Annotated in this window: 17 protein-coding genes; 7 read left to right on the top strand and 10 right to left on the bottom strand. The window is 36.7% G+C overall.

Annotation, left to right across the window (positions count from 1 at the left end; all coding sequences use genetic code 11):
- Position 1 precedes the first annotated feature (1 nt).
- The 4 genes from pelA to L1I30_RS05335 all read left to right on the top strand — a co-directional run bounded on the left by pelA (position 2) and on the right by L1I30_RS05335 (position 3,205).
- Positions 2-1,102, top strand: a complete 1,101-nt coding sequence (gene pelA, locus L1I30_RS05320; protein WP_236133227.1) for a pectate lyase — start codon at positions 2-4, stop codon at positions 1,100-1,102.
- 1 nt (position 1,103) lies between these two features.
- Entirely contained in the window at positions 1,104-1,439 is a 336-nt protein-coding gene (locus tag L1I30_RS05325; protein WP_236133228.1) for a cupin domain-containing protein, read from the top strand.
- 50 nt (positions 1,440-1,489) lie between these two features.
- Positions 1,490-2,296, top strand: coding sequence for an SDR family oxidoreductase (locus L1I30_RS05330; RefSeq protein WP_236133229.1), 807 nt, complete (start codon positions 1,490-1,492; stop codon positions 2,294-2,296).
- Between the two features lie 390 nt (positions 2,297-2,686).
- Complete coding sequence (locus L1I30_RS05335; RefSeq protein WP_236133230.1) at positions 2,687-3,205, top strand: DUF4494 domain-containing protein; 519 nt, start codon at positions 2,687-2,689, stop codon at positions 3,203-3,205.
- Between the two features lie 92 nt (positions 3,206-3,297).
- Here the strand turns inward: L1I30_RS05335 and L1I30_RS05340 are convergent, their stop codons facing one another.
- The 5 genes from L1I30_RS05340 to L1I30_RS05360 all read right to left on the bottom strand — a co-directional run bounded on the left by L1I30_RS05340 (position 3,298) and on the right by L1I30_RS05360 (position 7,058).
- The gene (locus L1I30_RS05340) at positions 3,298-3,984 is read right to left on the bottom strand and encodes an aspartate/glutamate racemase family protein (RefSeq protein ID WP_236133231.1); all 687 of its coding nucleotides are present in this window, start codon (positions 3,982-3,984) and stop codon (positions 3,298-3,300) included.
- Positions 3,985-4,138: 154 nt separating this feature from the next.
- On the bottom strand, positions 4,139-4,582 hold the full coding sequence (locus L1I30_RS05345) for a hypothetical protein (RefSeq protein ID WP_236133232.1): 444 nt from the start codon (positions 4,580-4,582) through the stop codon (positions 4,139-4,141).
- An 84-nt stretch (positions 4,583-4,666) separates the two neighbouring features.
- The gene (locus tag L1I30_RS05350; RefSeq protein ID WP_236133233.1) at positions 4,667-5,992 is read right to left on the bottom strand and encodes a hypothetical protein; all 1,326 of its coding nucleotides are present in this window, start codon (positions 5,990-5,992) and stop codon (positions 4,667-4,669) included.
- A complete protein-coding gene (locus L1I30_RS05355; RefSeq protein WP_236133234.1) occupies positions 5,989-6,531 on the bottom strand; it encodes an RNA polymerase sigma factor in 543 nt (180 codons plus the stop codon). The genes L1I30_RS05350 and L1I30_RS05355 overlap by 4 nt, the downstream gene beginning before the upstream one ends.
- A 158-nt stretch (positions 6,532-6,689) precedes the next feature.
- Entirely contained in the window at positions 6,690-7,058 is a 369-nt protein-coding gene (locus L1I30_RS05360; RefSeq protein WP_236133235.1) for a hypothetical protein, read from the bottom strand.
- 308 nt (positions 7,059-7,366) lie between these two features.
- On the opposite strand from L1I30_RS05360, the gene L1I30_RS05365 reads away from it, so the two are divergent.
- Positions 7,367-8,761 (top strand): NAD-dependent succinate-semialdehyde dehydrogenase, encoded by a 1,395-nt coding sequence (locus L1I30_RS05365; protein ID WP_236133236.1) that lies wholly within the window; start codon positions 7,367-7,369, stop codon positions 8,759-8,761.
- Between the two features lie 87 nt (positions 8,762-8,848).
- On the opposite strand, the gene L1I30_RS05370 is transcribed toward L1I30_RS05365, so the two are convergent.
- From L1I30_RS05370 to L1I30_RS05390, 5 genes are read right to left on the bottom strand one after another with little or no spacing between them, the layout of a single operon-like run.
- A complete protein-coding gene (locus L1I30_RS05370) occupies positions 8,849-11,719 on the bottom strand; it encodes a glycosyl hydrolase 115 family protein (RefSeq protein ID WP_236133237.1) in 2,871 nt (956 codons plus the stop codon).
- Between the two features lie 37 nt (positions 11,720-11,756).
- Entirely contained in the window at positions 11,757-12,905 is a 1,149-nt protein-coding gene (locus tag L1I30_RS05375; protein WP_236133238.1) for an endo-1,4-beta-xylanase, read from the bottom strand.
- 23 nt (positions 12,906-12,928) lie between these two features.
- Positions 12,929-14,104: a mannonate dehydratase gene (uxuA, locus tag L1I30_RS05380; protein ID WP_236133239.1), complete on the bottom strand. Its 1,176-nt coding sequence runs from the start codon at positions 14,102-14,104 to the stop codon at positions 12,929-12,931.
- Position 14,105: 1 nt separating this feature from the next.
- A complete protein-coding gene (locus L1I30_RS05385) occupies positions 14,106-14,849 on the bottom strand; it encodes an SDR family NAD(P)-dependent oxidoreductase (RefSeq protein ID WP_236133240.1) in 744 nt (247 codons plus the stop codon).
- Positions 14,850-14,857: 8 nt separating this feature from the next.
- Positions 14,858-17,026: an alpha-glucuronidase family glycosyl hydrolase gene (locus L1I30_RS05390; protein ID WP_236133241.1), complete on the bottom strand. Its 2,169-nt coding sequence runs from the start codon at positions 17,024-17,026 to the stop codon at positions 14,858-14,860.
- Positions 17,027-17,217: 191 nt separating this feature from the next.
- Here L1I30_RS05390 and L1I30_RS05395 point away from each other — a divergent pair, with 191 nt between their 5' ends.
- Both L1I30_RS05395 and uxaC read left to right on the top strand, forming a co-directional pair.
- Positions 17,218-19,422 carry a glycoside hydrolase family 3 N-terminal domain-containing protein gene (locus L1I30_RS05395; protein WP_236133242.1) on the top strand — a complete coding sequence of 735 codons (2,205 nt, stop codon included), beginning with the start codon at positions 17,218-17,220 and terminating at the stop codon, positions 19,420-19,422.
- Between the two features lie 36 nt (positions 19,423-19,458).
- Positions 19,459-20,877 carry a glucuronate isomerase gene (gene uxaC / locus L1I30_RS05400; RefSeq protein WP_236133243.1) on the top strand — a complete coding sequence of 473 codons (1,419 nt, stop codon included), beginning with the start codon at positions 19,459-19,461 and terminating at the stop codon, positions 20,875-20,877.
- The last annotated feature ends 3 nt before the right edge of the window (positions 20,878-20,880 follow it).

Consider the following 20,880-nt stretch of genomic DNA (forward strand, 5'->3'; position numbering starts at 1 on the left):
AATGAAAAGAAATGTAAGTGTTAAAAAAATAAACCATATAGTATTAATGATATTTCTTTTATTGGGAGGAATACAACTGGTCTGTGCCCAGTCTAAAAAGATCACCTGGCATAAGGCGCAAATCCAGCCTAACCAATGGTATTCGAGCAAAAATGCTCAGGAAATTGCCAATAACGTATTGCTTTATCAGCATAATAACGGTGGTTGGCAGAAAAATATTGATATGGCCAAACCTTTAAGCAGAGAGGAGATTCGGCAATTAAAAAAAGAACAATCAAATAAAATAGGTACCACAATAGACAATGGAGCTACACATACTCAGTTGAGATATTTGGCTAAGGTTTATAAAGCAACCGGAAATGAGATCTATAAAAAGGCTTTTTTAAATGGTATTGATTATTTACTGGAAGCACAATATGAAAATGGAGGCTGGCCCCAGTTTTACCCTATAAAAAAAGGTTATTATGAACATATTACCTACAACGATGGCGCTATGATAGGAGTGATGGAACTTCTAAGGAATATTGCAGAGAATAATGAGCCTTACAGGTTTGTGGATAATAAAAGCAAAGAGAAATCTCAAAAAGCCGTAGATAAAGGATTAAAGATCATCCTGGCTACCCAGGTTGAGGTTGATGGAAAACTTACAGTTTGGTGTGCACAACACGATAAGGATGATTTTAGTCCGGCAAAAGCAAGGGCTTATGAATTACCTTCTTTAAGCGGAAAGGAAAGCGCAGAGATCGTGGAATATTTACTTAAATTAAAAGATCCGGCTGATGAAGTGAAAACCTCTATTAGAAGTGCTGTAGATTGGTTTGAAGAAAATAAAATATTGGGTAAAAAAGTGATCTGGGTGAAGGATGAATCACTTCCTGAAGGTCATGACAGGGTAGTTGTAGATGATCCCAACGGCGGCCCACTATGGGGACGGTTTAATGAAATAAACACTGGAAAACCAATGTTTGTGGGACGTGATGGTATCGTTAAAGCCCATCTAAATGAAATTGAACAGGAACGTAGAATAAATTATAGCTATATAGATAATTACGCTGAAAAGTTACTCAGGGTTGATTATCCTGAATGGGAAGAAAAACATTAAAATGATAGAAGGGAAGAGGTTTTTTAAGGAAAAAGATAGTAATTGGGAACCAGCCGGGGAGGGCATAACCCGACAGATTACCGGGTATAACGCTCAGTTGATGATGGTAAAGGTGAAATTTGAAAAAGGCGCAATCGGGTATCTGCATGAGCATTTTCATAGTCAGGCATCGTATGTTGCATCAGGTAAGTTCAGAGTCACTATTGACGGAAAGGAAGAAATCCTTCAAAAAGGAGATGCGTTTTTTGTAAACCCAAACCTGAAGCATGGGGCCGAATGTATGGAAGCGGGTATATTAATTGATGTATTTAGCCCGCTTAGAGAAGATTTTCTTTAATTTATAAATGTTGTTATAATCAGAATCCTGTAATTAAAAATAATCGATTGATGGACAATTTGGAAAATAAGGTAGCGGTAATAACCGGGGGTAATGGTGTATTGGGAGGAGCAATAGCCAAAGGACTGGCAGAAAGAGGTGTCAAGGTTGGAATTTTAGGGAGAAGGCAAGTCTCGGTACAGGAACGCGTAGCCGAAATAAGGAAAGCCGGTGGGACTGCCATCGCTTTGGTTGCAGATGTATTAGATAAGGAAAAGCTTATAATGACCAGGGGAATTATTGAAAAGGAGTTTGGCAGTATTGATATTCTGGTAAATGCAGCCGGAGGTAATATGAAAGGCGCAACTATTACACCGGAGCAAAGTATTTTTGACCTGGATATGGATGATTTTGATAAAGTAAACCAGCTTAATTTTAAAGGAACGGTATTACCTACCACGGTTTTTGGAAAAGCTATGATTGAAAATAAGAAAGGCAGTATCATCAATATTTCATCAATGGCAGCGCAGAAATCATTAACCAGGGTGATGGGATATAGTGCAGCAAAAGCATCAATAGATAATTTTACAAAATGGTTGGCTGTAGAAATGGCTCAAAAATATGGTGATGGTATCAGGGTTAATGCAATTGCTCCGGGATTTTTTATTGGAGAGCAAAATAAAGATCTTCTATTGAATTCAGATGGAACTCTAACCGATAGAGGGAATACAATTATAACTCAAACTCCAATGAAGCGCTTCGGAAAACCGGAAGAATTGCAAGGGGTAGCAAACTGGCTGGCGGGTGATGAGTCCTTGTTTGTAACGGGAACAGTGATTTCTATAGACGGAGGTTTTGGAGCCTTTAGTGGGGTGTAGATATTTATATATAATTAAGCTATAATCCAATTACAATTGTTTGATCTATATTAGACGCAAAAAGGATTTTTATATAAAAGGCGAGAGGAGTAATATTTAATAATACTTGTTATACTAATAGAAGCTAAAGATGCATAAACACTCTTTATCAGTAAACAAAAAGCTTACAAAGAGAGTTGTGGGCTTTTTGTTTTACATTGTTTAAGGGTGATTTATTTTCGCTCTCAATAATTAGTATGGTCACATTCAATTAAGAAAAGCTTTTTATTTAAGATTTTAATTTTGTGATTATTCCCATGAGATAGAAAATTCAGATTGTGAATATCTATTTTCAGGATTATCGACTATGCTTTTTTTAAAATTTATATTTGGCATCCAAAAAATATAGATATGAGCGTAACTTGGTATGAGTGTAAAGTGAAATACAGAAAAACACATGATACAGGAGAACAAAAACTTACTACAGAGACTTATTTACTAGATGCAATTTCCTTTACAGAGGCAGAAGCCAGAATTAATGAAGAGATGGCGGCATACACTAGTGAAGAGTTTTTAATTACCAATATAAAAGTTGCTAACCTGGCTGAGGTACACCCTTTTGAAAATTCTGATAGATGGTTTAAATCTAAGGTGTCTTTAATTGCTTTAGACGAAAATAGCGGCAAGGAGAAAAAATCTAACATGTATATGTTGGTGCAAGCAAATGATGTGAAAGAGGCCTACGAGAATTCTACAAAAGCGATGGAAAATACCATGGGTGATTACACAATTCCTGCAATAGCGGAATCTCCAATTATAGATGTATTTCCTTACTTTTCAGGGGAAGAAGAGAGCGTAGAGGAGAGGCATACTGCAAAAACATCTGAAACTTCAGAAGAAGAGGTTTTAGATGAATCTGAGCTTGTATAATATTTAATCTTTTCGCGAGAATATAACAATGAAAACCACCTCTTACCTTGGAGGTGGTTTTATTATTTAAAAAGTAAGAGCACATATACTTCTTATTCTTTCCCGAGAATAAAATCTGCTGCTAATTGTGCATGCAGGTTGGTAGATTCTAATAAAGGGATATCTATATGGCCCTGCTGAATTAAAATAGGTAGTTCGGTACAACCTAATATGATGCCTTGTGCTCCTCTTTCATGTAGTAATTTTATCTGTTCAAGGTAGAAATCTTTAGCTTCGTCAGTAAATTTTCCCTGTGTTAGTTCCTGTGAGACATAATAGTGGGATCGTTCTATATTTTCTTCAATAGGAATAATTGTTTCAATACCGTATTCTTTTTCAAGGAAACCGGAAATAAAACTACCTGTCATAGTAGGCTTGTTTCCTAACAAGCCTAATTTACTAAGGCTGAGCCTGGCAGCTTCCTTACCTACAGCATCCCCAATATGTAAAATAGGAATCTTTATTTTAGGTTGTACATACGAGTAAACCATATGTGGGGTATTGGCACATATCACTATCGCTTCAGCTCCGGCATTTTGTAGTTTTTGCGATACCTCAAGGTACTTAGTGTTGATCTTCTCCTTATTCTGCTCGCGCATTAGTTGAATGTTAATACTATGGATTATTAATGGTGGATTGGCGCCTGTTCCAATTTTCTCTCCCACCAGTTCATTGATCAAACGATAATACATTATTGTGGAGTGCCAGGAAGTTCCTCCAATCATTCCAAGAGTTCTCATAGTTGATTGTTTAATGAATTTTTTAAATACTCTTATAAAATTAATCTTATAAACCTATGCTCACAGTAACAATTGTATCATTAAACTGAAAGGGAGCAAAGCTTATCTCATCGATAAACTTTACTCCCTTCTCTTAAAAGATATTCCTAACTAACTAAATGCCTTCCTCTACAGGTACTGTAATGGTGGTGTACTGATTTTCATCGTCTACATTCTTACCTATCCAAAGATTAAAAGTATAAGGTTCAGCCTCATCTATGGTAATATAAAAGGAAGTTGTGTGTTCGAGATTTGTTGCTTCATCAGTGCAATTAGTAAGGTTAGCATCGCGCGATCCCACTCCTACAACATAGATATTTCTGCGTTTTTCCCCGGTGGTACCTTCTCGGGTAACTTCAATTCCTGCAGGATCATGACAGGCAGAGGGCAGCCTGTAAGTGACTTCAATTTCATAGGTTTTTCCATTTTCAAAAGCCTCTGGAAGATCTGCATCTATTACTTCAGCAGCTTCATACACAATACTAGGTCCATCATCATCCACGTTACAGCTTATTAAAGTTAAAGTGCATAGGAATAATAGCGCTAATTTTTTCATCATTTTCATTTTTTAGGGTGAATATATATTTTACTTATATGAGCTTGAAAAACTAAAAGGTTGCGTAAAACTTAAATATTTATTTTTTTAAAACTTAAAGCTTACACCAGAATAGATTCCAAAATAATAGGGTTTGAAATTTGAAGTGTTACTAAAAGTATTAAGTTGATATTTAAAAATAGGCTCAAAATTGAACTGAAATAGTGGAGAAATCTTATAGTTTAATCCTACTCCAAGATTCCCGGTAAAACTAATTTTATTAAGGTTGCTGGCTTCACCCAAATTTGTGGTGTAATTAGCAGAATTTAGGGAGACCGAATTTTCATTTAAAAATAAAGTACTAACTCCTCCAATTAGATTGATACCAAATTTAGAATCTAGAACATTATATTCAAGCTCGGCCGGCACTTCCAAAAAGCTGAGGTTCTGGTTAAGACTCCCATTAATAGATACGCCATTTTCACTAGGACCCGTAAAACTAAGCATACTACCCTCAATTACTTCGGAATTTAAGGCGGAAGCATAACTGATATTCTGTGTGGTATAACTTAAATTGACCTTGCTTAAACCCGAACGGATCTTTATTTTTTCTGAAATTTGATAGGCCAGATTTACACCATAGGCCATAGATATATCGCCACTTCCGTTGTTATCGGCAAAACTCTTATCTATAGAATTGCCTTTTCCGATATTGTCAAAATACACAGCAGCTGCAGTAGGGGCAATGCTGAATCGCTTACTCAGGGAAGGGCTTTGTTCCTCGTCCTCATCTTCGTTCAATTGATTATTGGTAATTTCTGCTAATAGATCTTTTTCATTTTTTTTCTTAACATGTTCCTTTTCTATAGTTGCTGCTAAAGCAGGTGACTCTATGTTGTTAGAATTTAAGCGGTTCTCATTACTATTTTTAGCCGGAGAAATACTATCAGAAATCACTTGTTCTGAAATAGTCGTGATAGGATTATTTTTTTGAATAGAATAACCTGATGTTCTCTTAGTTTTAATTTCAGTTGAAGGGATGTTCTTGCTATAAGCTTCTTGGAAATCCTTTTTTAATTGATCGATCTCAGTCTGTTTGATGGCAGAAATTAAAAAATTTTCTGTTTCCAGCATGATCTTGCTGAATTGAGCTGAAGTAAAATGAGGAGCATTTGGTATAGGTTTATTTTCAGAAGATATCACATAGAAGTCAGAACCCTTGACATTATTCTGTTTATTCTTATAAAGAGTAAAAAGCAATAATAAGGCAGCTGCAGTTCCGGCCAATTTAAACCAAAATGGAAGTAATCTTCTTTCTCGTTCTTTCTGGGGTAAATTCTGCGAAATATTTTCCCAGACCTCACTGGGTGGTTGGGTTTCAGCATCTCTGAATTTATCCCTGAACAGGTCGTCTATATTTTTTGTTTTCTTCATAACCTTTTCTCCATTTTGTTTTTCTCACAGCACTCAATTTTTTCCTTTAATTTAAGCCGTGCGCGAGAAAGGTTAGATTTAGAGGTTCCTATAGAAATGTTCAGCATTTCTGAAATTTCCTGATGTGTATATCCATCCATTGTATACAAATTGAACACTAATCGGTACCGATCTGGTAACTCTTGAATAATTTGAATTAAAAACTCCAAACTCATATCTTCTTCCTCAAATTCTACTTCGGGAATAGCAGTATAAGCTTCTTCAATTCTCAAAAATGTGGGTTTATTATGATATTCTTTTAGTGCGGTATTTATTATAATTCGGGTCATCCAGCCCTCAAAAGACCCAGAGCCTTTAAATTGATGTATGTTCTGAAAGATTTTTATGAACCCATCCTGAAGACAATCCTTTGCCTGCTCATAACTACTGGCATATTTCAAACACAGAATAAAGAACTTTCCTGAAAAAGTGCGGTATACTTCTTCCTGAGCCTTACGATCCTGTTTCTTACAAAGAGAAATAAGCTTTTTTAGATTCAATTACAGCGGTTTTTTGACACAGGTTTTACAAACTTATTATTTTAATAAAGTTTGGTTATTCTAAAGTAATTAAAGGTTCGATATTGATTCATTCTAATTTTTAAATTATTGAGGTCTTTTAAAGTGATTTCCAAAATAGCTATAATTATTTTAACGCATTACTTTTCATACTCTAATCCAGGACCATCGCATTGATGCCATGTGCTTATCATTTTTCCATTAGAGATATAAAGAAGTTCCATTAGTCGGGTGTTATAACATGTTCCAATTAATGGGTTTATTGTGTCATATACCAATTCAGCAATAACTTCGTTATTTTCATTTGACATAAATTCATGTTCCTCTGAAAAGACATACGTTCCTGTGGCAGTTGTAACACTATCTCCCCGCATTCTTGTTTTAGAAAAAGTCTGGTCATTATTAAAAAAATAGTATTCTTGCCACTCCATATTATCACCTGTGGTTTCGGTATAACTGGCACTTCCAGTCATCTTTACAAGTTCCCATCTTCCTTCATAGTTTTCCATATTTACATCCTCTGTTTCTTTAGTGCAGGAGATTATTAAGGAAACGAGTATTAAAAGTGTGATTTTTTTCATGTTTTAGATCTTATATAATTATGACCTTAAATTCTTAAAAGGTTGCGTGGGATTTTAAATAATACTCGACATAAGATAAAAGAAGTCTTCATTTTACTACTTAAATTATCCTTTTATAATTTCATTACCATAGGTTTAACGCCAGATTGGGAGCTGTCTTGCATGAAATGTAATACTTTCGAAAAAAGCTGTTTTTAACCGAAACAGTCAATTATTTTGAAGTAAAAAATTGAATTATGTCAGAAAAGAAAAAAGAATTAGAAACAATTAATCCAGCAACCGGTGAGCCTATAAAGAGCTATCCTATAATGACGAATGAAGAAGCAGAACAGGCCGTAAGGAAATGTCATGAAGCTTTTTTAGATTGGCGTTTAAAATCGCATGAAGAACGTGGACAAATTATAAAAGCAATCGGGAAGCAGCTAGATTCCTATAAAAAGGAGCTTTCAGAACTAATGACTCAGGAAATGGGGAAATTAGTTTCTCAGGGAATCCAGGAGGTGGAGCTTTGTGCTGCTATTTGTAACTGGACCGCAGAAAATGGACCTAATGAATTGAAAGATGAGAAGCGCACTTTACCCAATGGTGGAAAGGGCGTAATAACCTATGCTCCTATGGGGGTTATCTACGGAATCCAACCTTGGAATTTCCCTACTTATCAGGTAATACGCTATGCCATTGCCAACTTAATGGCCGGAAATGGTATTCTTTTAAAACATGCAGAAAATGTAACTGGTTCGGCCCTGCTTTTGGAGGAAATCTTTAGAAAAGCTGGTTTGCCTGAAAATTTATTTACGGTTCTTAGAATTGATCATGACCAATCAAACGCTATTATCGAAAGTAAATTGGTAAGAGGGGTCACCTTAACAGGAAGCTCGGCAGCGGGAAAAATTGTTGGAAAGAAAGCCGGAGAAGAATTGAAAAAAGCGGTCTTAGAATTGGGTTCTAACGACGCCTACATTGTTATGGATGATGCTGATGTAGAACTTGCCGTAAAAACTTGTGTGCAGGGGAGAGTGTACAATAATGGGGAAACCTGTGTCGCCGCAAAACGTTTCGTAGTTACAGAAAAGGTATACGATAAGTTTAAAAGCGGATTTGTAGAAGCCATGAAAGAAATAAAGCATGGAGATCCAACAAAAGAAGATAGTGATATTGGGCCTATGGCCAGAAAAGACTTGCGAGAGAAATTACATGAACAGGTTGAAGAGAGTGTGAAAAAAGGAGCAGAGATCTTATGTGGAGGGGAATTACCTCAAGGTAAAGGTTATTATTACCCGGCAACAGTATTAGGAAACGTAAGTCCCGGACAACCTGCGTATGATGATGAGCTATTTGGCCCTGTAGCTTCTTTAATAAAGGCGAAAGATAACCAAGATGCCTTGCGCATTGCTAATGATAGCCAGTTTGGACTTGGTGGTGGAATCTTTTCTCAAGATGAAAAAAAGGCTTTTGAATTGGCCAGTAAGTATTTTGATACCGGAATGGTATTTATAAATTCCTTCGGACTCGCACAGCCAAATATGCCATTTGGGGGAGTTAAAAACTCAGGTTTTGGTAAAGAACACGGTGGATTTGGGATGCATGAATTCATAAATGCAAAAGCTGTAATGGCCTTGAGTCAGGAATAGACAAGGAGTTGAAAATTTCAACTTAAGTAATTTATACAAAAAAAAGAAGGCTTAAGATTCTGATTCTTAAGCCTTCTTTACATTACATTAATCTCGAACTTTTACCTTATAACTTTCAGGCGGACCTAAATACGAAGGTTTTATTGCAGAACTCTTAATAACAATTTTTTGAAGTACTACCCCTGAATCGATAGGCCATATTTTAAGACTGTGATTGCCAGAAGATGATATTTTGAACTCAGAATTAACAATTTTTAGATTATTGCTTACAGCAGTATCCCAGCTATCAGAAGAATCATTAACTAAATTTAAAATTTTTGGGTCACTATTATCTATGGAATATGCAAATTCAATTCCGCCTTCATTTTGATAGTCTAAAGTTGGTGATAAATAGAAATCAATTTTCATTTCTCCTGAACTGGTAGTAAAAAAATCATACACTAAATAGTCATTAGTTTTAGCAGGTTTTCGTTTAATTGGCAAAGAGGGTAAGGGTGCCATGGCAGATGCAGTCCTTCCCAAATTTGGGATTTTCTTCCAACCTTGATTATTATCCTGTAGATTCCTGGAATAATTAACTGCTTCCATAGAAATATAGCCGTTACTTTCTACAAAACCTCTTATAGAATCTGTTTTAAAATTATTGATTTTAACAGTGACCGCAACGGTAGAATTCCCTCCTTTTATAATTACAGGAACTTCCTTTAAACCCTTGGGAGCTTTCATCCAATCAACTTGTAGCCATATTTTTTCCTGATCTTCAATATTCCCTTTTTCTTCTGAAATTTTCAACCAGGCTGTTTTGTTTTTTATAGTATAATTGAACGAACTTTTGCCTTTATTGAAAATTTCTATATAATACTTCTGATCATTATAAGGATCAAATACAGGAAGGCTGGCAGCAACTGAATCATTTGGCCAGCTTTGAGTAGAACCTTCTACCGCCACACCCATTTCTGGTTTTTCTGGAAGAATAACTTTTTCAACCTTCGGCATATTATTATGCTCTGGCTGTTGCCAGTAAGTGTATCCAATATGCGTTTGGGACATCATGTGGTTCCATTTACCGTCTGCCAATTCGTGATGATAATAGTCTGTTAAGATCGAGTCTCTTTGAAATAATTCTTTTACTTTCTCAGCAGTTTCATTTGTTGCTGCGCGACCTTGTTTAGCATATAACTTATTTCTCCCTGCAGTAATATATAGCTCGTTAAGGTTTGCAGAGGCCTGAATAGGGAATAGAACCAACTGATAAAAGGCGTCTTTATAATCTTCTGCCAATTGTTCGTTTAATTTTTCGGCTTTTGCTACTAAGTCCTTATAGTCGGTAAGTATTTTTTCCGCTTCATTATAATTGGTAAGACTATAGGTCTCAGGACTAAGTAGTTCGGGTTTTCTTCGACTATTATATTTGGTATAGCTAAGAAGCAAATCTGCAATTTCTGTTGCATGGGCTTCTCCGAACTGTTGTTTCGCCCAATTGATAGCATAAGTTTCCAGATTCAATTCTGAAATTGCTTCGGGATTCCACGCATAATCGAGAAAAAATGAAATTGGAAATTCCATAGGTTTTATATCACCTACGTTTACGATCCATAAGCGCTTAGCATCATAATTATATGCAAGGTTCATTTGTTCCCAAACCCTTGAAATTTGCGTAGTGTTAACCCATTTGTAATTCCTGGGACCTCCTACATAATCAAAATGATAATAAATTCCGTAGCCACCTGCTCTTGGTTTTTCTTTTGGATTTGGTAATTTCCTAATATTTCCCCAGTTATCATCCGCTAGTAAAAGGGTAACATCCTCGGGAACACGCATTCCCTGATCGTAATAATCCTGCACTTCTTTATATAAAGCCCATACCTGAGGGGTTTCCTCAGTTGGTTTTCCTGTTACTTCCGCAATAATCTCTCTTTGATCTTTTACTATATTTTCTAAAAGACTAATAGCGGTACCTTCACTCATAGGCTCATCGCCATCGCCACGCATTCCAACGGTAACAATGCTTTCATTGTTACCCATGCGCTTCATTCCTTCTTTCCAGAATTTTCTCAGGTTTTCGGGGTTGGTATTATAATTCCAGTCACCATTCCCAAATCTTCGCCATTCATCATGCGCTCTCATTAAAGGTTCGTGGTGTGAAGTCCCAATTACTACCCCATATTCGTTAGCCAGAAACGGGTTTTTTGGATCATCATCATAAAAAGCACTTCCCCACATGGCTGGCCATAAGTAGTTGCCTTTCAGTCTTAAAATTAATTCAAAAACATGTTCGTAAAATTTATGATTAAATCCGCCAAATTTCTCTGAACTCCATCCTGAAAGCGCCGGCGCTTCATCATTAATGAAAATTCCACGGTATTTCACTTTTGGGGTGCCCTTAGAATGTTTTCCCGGTGTAACGTAAAGTTCTTTATTCTTAGATACAGGCACATCGGCCCACCAATACCACGGAGAAACACCAATTTCAGCAGAGACATCGTACATCCCGAATATGGTGCCCCGTTTATCGCTTCCAACAATTATTAATGCTTGTGCTACATTAGGATAAGGGTTTTTTACTATCTGAATAGAAAAAGTCTCCCATTTCCCCTCAATCTCATTTACTTCTAATTTATTTCTCTCTACAAGATCCTGAATTATTTTACTCTTCCCCAAGGTTCCTATAATTATTGGGGAAGTTGAATTTACTTCAGAATTCAAAATAATGGAAGGAGTTTGATCGCTAACTCTTTCAATATCTTTTCTGAAGTTTCCAGCCGTTTTTAGAACTCCGCTAAAATCTGTACTATCCATGTAAATAGTAGCGACAGCCGATTGTGTGACCAAAGGGAAATATTCAGTATTAGGAGAAGTGGAGATATAGGAATTTTGAGCTGTAACTGAAGTTTGGAAATAAATTCCAATCAGTATACCTGCCCAAATTCTGAAGCTGTTATTTTTTTTTGTTTTCATTATTACAAACTTTTTCAGTTCAGGAAATTGCATGTTTCTAATTGTTCTGCTCATCAAAATCTACCACTTTCCAGTAGGCTTTTTTAGGTTTTAGATCTTCATCAAAGAGTAAGGGGTAATTCTTTCTGCCTTCTACAGGATAAGTATCCAGCCAAGAATATTTATCAGAAACATTCCAGAAAGTCACGCCGGTTAATACATCTTTATAATCTCTAAACACTTTGAAGAACATATCATATTTTTCAAGTTGTTGCTGTTGAAGTTCTTCAGTGAACTCAGATGATTCTCCGGATTTCAAAGCACGTCGTTCTTTTTCCCATGGGTAGATGGAAACATCTAACTCTGTAATTTGAACCTCAATTCCCAATGATGAATACATATCTAAAGCTTTACGAAGCTCCTCTTCTGAAGGACTGAATATCGACCAATGCCCTTGAATTCCGACACCATCTACAGGCACTCCTTTATGGATCAGGTTTTTAAGTAGTTTGTAAATTCTATCTCTTTTTTCAGGAATAATTGCATTGTAGTCATTATAGAAAAGTTTGGCGTTGGGATCTGCTTCATGAGCATATTCAAATGCTTTTATCAAAAAATCTTCTCCTGCTATTTCATACCAATCTGAGTTTCTCAAGAACTCATTCGGATTATCATCTATGGCTTCATTTACTACATCCCAAGCGTAGATTTTTCCTTTATAACGAGAAACTACCGAGTCTATATGAGTTTTCATTCTTTTTAAAAGTTCCTCCTTTGTTACTTTTTTTCCGTTTTCATCTTTAAATATCCAATCGCCTGTTTGTTGATGCCAAACCAAAGCATGACCTCTCATTTTAATTTTGTTAGCCTGGGCAAAATCAACAATTTTATCGGCATCTTCCCAGTAGAACCTGTCTTTTTCAGGGTGGATAGGTCCCATTTTCATTACGTTTTCCGGGGTAACACTATTATACTCTTTTAAAATTAGGGTGGCAGACGGTCCTTCCAGAGATCTAGGGGAAACAGCTACGCCCATCGAAAAAAAGTTAGCGTAGTAATCTTTCAATCCTTTTTCCTTATTTACAGCTACATTTTTCTCTTCGGAAGACAATGTATCCTCTTTTTCTGATTTTGATTTACATCCTGTGAGTAAGGACAAACAAATTAAAACTAGGGGCAGACTGTGTTTAAAGTGAAGATTTTTCATATTACAATTAGTTTAGTGAATTTTTATTGTGGTACAGAAGTCAATAAACCTTCTTCTAGACCTCTTAATTCGGCCAAGCCTTTTAAACGGCCTATAAGGGAGTAACCGGGGTAATAGTTTTTGTGCTCTTCTCCGGTGTGAAGGTAGCCATGATCAGGCCGCATGGGAAGACTTATGCTTTTATCATTCATGAACTGAAGGATTTTTGAAACTACTTCTACCATAGGAACATCGCCATTTAAATGATCAGATTCCATAAAGACACCAGATTCTTCTTTTTTTACATTTCTAAGATGAAGGAAGTGAATTCGATCTTTGGAATCTTCAAATATCTTTAGAAGATCATTTTTAGGATTTGCACCCAACGAACCGGTACAGTAACAAATTCCATTAGCTTCAATATTTACTTTCCTTAAAATATGAGCGATGTCTGACGCTGTGCTTACCACTCTTGGTAGCCCCAGAACAGAATAGGGTGGGTCGTCTGGATGAATAGCTAACTTTACTCCATTTTCTTGGGCTACCGGAGCAACTTCAGAAAGAAAATAAATAAGATTTTCTCTCAGTTTTTCATCGTTTATATGTGAATAGCTTTCTAATAGTTCTAAGATAATTTCAGCAGTAAAATTTACAGTGCTGCCCGGTAATCCCAGTAAGATCCTTCTAAATAGTGCATCTTTTTCTTCTTCAGAAAGTACCTTACCCAGTTCTGTAGCTTCTTTTATTACTTGTTCGGTATAATCATCTTCTGCAGCTTTTCGCTTTAATAAAAATATATCGAAAAATGCAAATTCTACAGGATCGTACTTCAAAACATAGGCTCCCTGCTCATTTTTATAATAATGATCTGTTCTTACCCAATCTAATATGGGCATAAAGTTATATGCTACTACCTTAATTCCGCATTTGGCAACATTTTCAAGACTTGTCTTATAATTTTGTATAAAGCGCTTGTAGTTGCCAGACTTTTTCTTAATGTCATCATGAACCGGCAGACTTTCTATAACACTCCATTCTAAGCCTGTATTTTCTATGAGTTGTTTTCTTTCAAGAATAGCGGCTTCAGGCCATACTTCTCCTACCGGAATTTCATGTAAAGCAGTTACAATACCTGTAATTCCGGCTTGTTTTAGATCTTCTAAAGAGAGAATATCATTCGGTCCATACCAGCGCATGGTTTGTTTCATTTTATAGCTCATCTTAAAATCCTATTGAATTTCCGCCATCAATTGGTAATATGGTTCCGGTTGTGAATTTAGAGTCAGTTGAAGCATAATAGTAAACCGCGTTGGCCACATCGGCAGGGTCACCTAATTTCGCCATAGGGGTTCTTGATAAAACCTTATTCTTACGTTCTGGATCGCTATCTAGTGCTTTACTCGACATATTTGTTTTAATAAATCCGGGAGCTACACAATTAACCCGTATCCCATAACCGGCTAGATCTACTGCCATAGCTCTTGTCATTCCCTCTATAGCAGTTTTACTCGCCGAATATGCTATTACCTTAGGAATGCCATACTGGGCAGCCATAGAGCTTATGTTAATTATACTCCCTTCACCATTCTCCTTCATTACTTTCGCAACCTCGCGACTCATTACAAACACACTGGTTACATTGGTGTGCATGATAGCCTGGAACTCTTCTGAGGTTACTTCCAAAAAATCTTTTTTCATGTTGATTCCGGCATTGTTAACCAAGATATCTATAGAGCCAGTTTGTTTTACAATTTGCGAAATTGCATCCGGTATTTTGTCTAGATCATCTAAGTCCAGAATAAATGGTTTGGCATTCTCTCCTAACTCTTGGCAGGCTTTGATTGTTTTATCTTTATTACGTCCAATTACATAAGTTGTAATACCTTGATCACAGAATTTTTTTGCAGTGGCATAACCTAGGCCGGCATTTCCTCCTGTAACTATTGCTGTTTTATTTTTTTTCATAGTATTAATTAATTCCAAGACGGCTTTATTCCCGGGGCATAAGGCGACTTGAGGGATTGGTAATATTCTAAATTGTGTTCAGGGGTTGGAATGAATTGTGGTAGTTCCATTTTAGAGAATTGCTGAAAATAAAGCAAGCAAGCATCTCGCCACCATTTCGCTTCTTTAAGTTGAATTTTTAAAAGGGACGCTACTTTATTGAACCTTTCATTATCCACAAATGGTTTCATTTTACTCCAGGTGGTGTTCATTTTTTCTACTTCCTCTACACCTTCCTGATATTTTGAGGCTAAATTGATCCAGAGGTTTTGTCCGTTTTCCATTTTGTAATTCCATGGAAGATGATGGAACCAAAGCAAGTATTTTTGAGGGATTGTTTCTGGAGAATCATATTTTTTCTGAATTTGAAGTGCGTATTGAGATAAGGCATCACTTCCTGAAACGGTTCTGTCAAATCCAATCCCGAGAGAATCGGCTTTATGGTAATATACTGAAGTCCAATCTGCTCGTGGCATATCTTTTATCCATGGGCCTGGCCCATAATGATGACCTGCATCCATGATATGGTGAAGCCCTAAGGGAGTCATATAATTTACAACAGCTTCTCGGGAATCAATCATCAGCTCGGCCATTGGCGTTACAAATCCATCATCATTAGTAAAAGTCATTTGTAACCAATCTTTGGTTATGGTTTTTGAATCTAAATAAGGATCCCATGCGAGTCGCCCGAAACCATACCAATTAGCCTGGCCAAAAGGGTGTCCAGTCCAATTTTTTTCAGTTCCAATATTTGCAACCCCTGCCATTCCTGTAAGTTTCCTATTTGATAGGGAACCGTCTATAACTTTGGCTACTGTTGCATTTTCACCATGAGTAAAGGTGTCTTCATTTAGAACTTCTTCCCACATTTTAGGAAGAAAAACTAAATGTGAACTGAACCCTAGATATTCTTGAGTAATTTGGAATTCCATCATGATATTAGTGTCGGGCATTGCTCCAAAAAGAGGATGAAAGGGTTCTCTTGGCTGAAAATCGATCGCTCCGTTTTTTACTTGTAATAGAACATTCTCTCTGAAATCGCCATCAACAGGAACAAATTCTGAATAGGCCTGCTTGGCACGATCATCTGGATTCTCTTCAGAATATACAAATGCACGCCACATCACTATCCCCTTATGTGGAGCTAAAGCATCTGCCAGCATATTTGCCCCATCTACATGACTTCTATCATAATTTCTTGGGCCGGGTTGTCCCTCTGAATTTGCTTTGACAACAAATCCTCCAAAATCGGGGATCTCAGCATAAATTTCATTTGTTTTTTTACTCCACCAAGCTCTTACTTCAGGGGCTAAAGGATCTGCGGTTTTTAATCCACCTATTTCCATAGGGGCAGAAAATCTAGCTGTTAGATATACTTGAATTCCGAATGGCCGAAAAACATCAGCCAGCGCTTTCACCTTTGTAATATATTGTTCTGTTAAAACCAAGGCATTGGCATTTACGTTTGTAAGTACAGTCCCATTTATACCGATGGAGGCATTTGCCCTTGCATAATCGATGTATTCAGTTTTTATTAAATCGGGTAAATGATGCCAATCCCATATCGAAAATCCGGCATAACCACGCTCCACAGTTCGGTCCAGGTTGTCCCAATGGTTGAGTACTCTTTTTTGAATCTTTGGAGAATCTTGAATATCGAGTGCTGAAATCTCGTGATGAAGTTGAATTTCCTTTAAAAGTCGGAATGTGCCGTACACTATCCCAACATCGGTCTTTGCAGTTATAATTGTAATCTTTTTCCCTTGGTAAGTAACCTTCTTCAAAATATAGCCTTCCTCATTAATTTTTTCGAAATCGGAGTTTAAAATTGATAGCAGTTCCTGTGGTAAATTCTCTTTAGTTCCTAACACAATAGCATTCTTCTCAATCTTAGCAGCTTTACTTATTTGCGCTTCAAAAAAACCATGAAAGCCTGTTACTAACTCTTTTGTAGCAACATCCAGACTAGGAGAGGCTCCAAATTTATATACAGAACTTAAATTATTTAAATAGGATTGTTTAAGATGCACATCAGTTATTTTATCGTAACGTAACCACAGATCGTATCCGTTGCCGGAAAACATTATGAAAGGGAAACATCCAATAAGTAGAGTAAGAAATATGTTTTTTAAGCTCATAAGTTCATTTATAAGTTTAGCGGGGTTTATTACAAACGATTGCGAACGGGAAATTAGACAAAAAAACCAGTTAAACAAAATTTTACGCGCAATCGGTTGCGTTTAATTTAATTTTAGTCTTTATTTGTTAGTGTAATCATGAAAAATGATATAGATTTTTTTCGATATCTCAATCATATAAATAAAATATTATGAAAATCCATGCAATAAGGTCTATTTTAGTGTTATTTCTTATAGCTCCCTTTAACTTTTTGAATGCTCAAGACGTAGGCAAGAATGAGTATCCATTTAATGATATGAAGTTAAATATGGATGATAGAATAATCGATTTAATAGGTCGCCTTAGCCTAGAGGAAAAAGCGCTGCAGATGATGCACAATAGTCCGGCTATAGAAAGATTGGAGATACCTGAATATAATTGGTGGAATGAGGCGTTACACGGCATAGGTCGCTCTGGAGTGGCCACTGTTTTTCCTCAAGCAATTGGTATGGGAGCAACTTTTGATGAAAACCTGATCTATGAGGTTGCTTCAGTAATTTCCGATGAAGCCAGAGCCATGCACAATACTGCCGTAAAAAATGGGTATAGAAAACAATATAGTGGGTTGACTTTCTGGACTCCTAATATCAACATATTTAGAGATCCGCGATGGGGGCGAGGCCAGGAAACCTACGGTGAAGACCCTTATTTGACCTCACAACTGGGTGCTGCCTTTGTAAGAGGTTTGCAGGGAGATGATTCAAAATATTTAAAAACAGCAGCAGCTGCCAAGCACTATGCAGTACATAGTGGCCCGGAGAAACTAAGACATGAATTTAATGCTGAGGCTTCGCAAAAAGATTTGTGGGAAACGTATTTGCCTGCTTTTAAAGCTTTGGTAGATGCTAATGTTGAAACAATTATGTGTGCCTATAATAGTACGAACGGAGAGCCCTGCTGTGCAAACAAATATCTTATAAAAGATGTTTTACGAGAAAAATGGAACTTTCAAGGGCATATAGTAAGTGATTGCTGGGCGCTTGTAGATTTTTATGAAGGGCATAAAGTGGTTGCAACGGCAGAAGAAGCCGCGGCTCTTGGAATTAAAAGCGGTGTGAATTTAAATTGTGGGAATACTTATTCTGCTTTGGTTAAAGCAGTAGATGATGGGCTCGTAACTGAAAAGGAAATCGATGAGCAATTGGCGGTACTTTTAAGAACCAAATTCAAATTGGGACTTTTTGATTCAGATGATCAAAATCCATATGCTAAGCTTTCCGCCGAGAATTTAAATACCGCAAAGCATAGAGCATTGGCAAGAAAAACTGCACAAAAATCTATTGTTCTGCTGAAGAATAATGGGGTTTTGCCTTTAAAGAATAACCTTTCTAAGTATTTTATTACGGGACCAAATGCATCGAGTATAGAAATTCTACTAGGGAATTATCATGGTGTGAATTCTAATTTGGTAACCATCTTAGAAGGTATTGCAGGAGGAATCGAGCCTCAGAGTCAGTTACAGTATCGTCAGGGAACTTTATTAGATCGACCCAATGCCAATCCGCAGGACTGGGCTTCTCCCAATGCGGGAAATAGCGATGCAACTATTGTTGTTTTAGGGATTTCCGGAGTTTTAGAAGGAGAGGAGGGAGAATCTATTGCATCTACAACTTTTGGGGATAGATTGGATTATAATCTACCAGAAAATCAACTAGAATATCTTAGAAAATTAAAAGCAGCGGCGGGAGATAAACCATTAGTGGCAGTAATTACCGGAGGAAGCCCAATGAATCTGGAAGAAGTACATGAACTTGCAGATGCGGTGCTTTTAGTGTGGTATCCGGGGGAAGAAGGAGGAAATGCAGTTGCCGACATTGTTTTTGGAAAGGTTTCGCCTTCAGGAAGATTACCTATTACTTTTCCAAAATCTCTGGAGGACCTTCCGCCATATGAAGATTATAGTATGAAGGGCAGAACCTATAAATATATGGAGGTTGCTCCTATGTATCCTTTTGGATATGGTTTAAGCTATGCTGATTTTGAATATTCTGATATTGCACTTTCGGCTAATAAGATTAAAAAAGGAAAATCTTTGAAGGCAAAGATCAATCTAAAGAATACGGGTTCATCTAAAGCGGAAGAAGTAGTACAACTATATATCTCAGATGTAAAAACTTCAGTAGATGCTCCTAAATATCAACTTGTTGGAATAAAGAATGTAGAACTTGAAGCTGGATCTTCAAAGAGTGTAGAATTTGAGATCATCTCAAGCATGATGGAACTCGTTAATAATAAAGGGGAAAGAGTACTTGAAAAAGGGGAGTTCAAAGTTTATATTGGAGGGTCCAGCCCAGGGAAACGCAGTGTGGAACTAGGTGTTCCACAATTAAAAGATGCTAGCTTCATTTTAAATTAAGCCCACAAACCTTATTACTTAGCATTACATTAAAAAATGAAAAACTTTATAGACGATAATTTCCTGTTGGAAACAGAATATGCCCAAAAGCTTTATCATGATTACGCGAAATCCTTACCCATAATTGATTATCACTGTCACCTTTCAGTTGAGGAAATTGCAAATGATAGAAAGTTTTCAAACCTTAGTGAACTTTGGATAGAAGGTGATCACTATAAATGGAGGGCAATGCGAACCTTGGGAATTCAGGAAAAGTACATTACGGGCACCAGCACCGCTAAGGAAAAATTTGAAAAATGGGCTGCAACCATTCCGTATACCTTAAGAAATCCACTATATCATTGGACGCATTTAGAACTTCAGAGGTATTTTGGAATAACAACAACGCTAAATGAGTCGAATGCCATAAAAATATACAATCAGTGCAACGATCTCATTGCTACGCCGGCATTTTCTGCAAGAAATTTATTGAAGAAAATGAACGTCGAAGTGGTGTGCACTACCGACGATCCGGCCGATGATCTAAATTACCACAAGCAAATTGCTGATGATAATTTTGAAGTTAAGATCCTTCCCACCTTTAGACCAGATAGCTTATTAGGAATTGAGGAAGACAATTTTAATAGCTATCTAAAGATAATTTCAGAAAAGACAAGTATTGAAATAGACGATTTCAGTTCGTTGCTAAAGGCGATTGAAAGCAGAATTGAATATTTCCATGCGCATGGATGCAGATTATCTGATCATGGACTGGATCGTGCTTTTTCAGAAAATTTTACACCGGAAAGCTTAGATATCATTTTCAAGAAAAAACTAAGGAATGAAAAGTTAGACGATATACAAATTAAGGTTTATAAGTCAGGTTTATTATTCCATTTGGGTAAGCTGTATGCCTCAAAAAACTGGACAATGCAATTGCATCTAGGACCATTAAGGGATACCAATACTCGTATGTTGAAAAAAATAGGATTAAATGCCGGTGTTGATAGCATCGGAGATTTTGAACAGGCGAAACCTCTCGCAAAGTTTTTAGACTCATTAAACAGTGAAAATTCCTTACCAAAAACTATTCTGTATAATCTAAACCCGGCTGATAATGAAGTGATGGCAACTATGGCCGGAAATTTTATGGGAAATACTCAAAAAGGGAAGGTGCAGCATGGTGCGGCATGGTGGTTTTTAGATCAGAAAGACGGAATAGAGAAACACCTTAATACCATCTCAAATATGGGCTTGATAAGTTGTTTTGTGGGGATGCTTACCGATAGTCGAAGTTTGCTTTCTATGCCGAGGCACGAATATTTTAGAAGAATTCTTTGTAATTTATTCGGAAATGATATTCAGAAGAAAGAATTGCCGGAAGATATAGAGTGGATTGGAAAAATTATTCAGGATATATGCTATTATAATGCAAAGGAATATTTTAATTTCCCAGAGGCTGTTAGCCAGAAATAAGAT

The sequence above is a fragment of the Gillisia lutea genome (assembly GCF_021568705.1).
Lineage (GTDB): Bacteria > Bacteroidota > Bacteroidia > Flavobacteriales > Flavobacteriaceae > Gillisia > Gillisia lutea.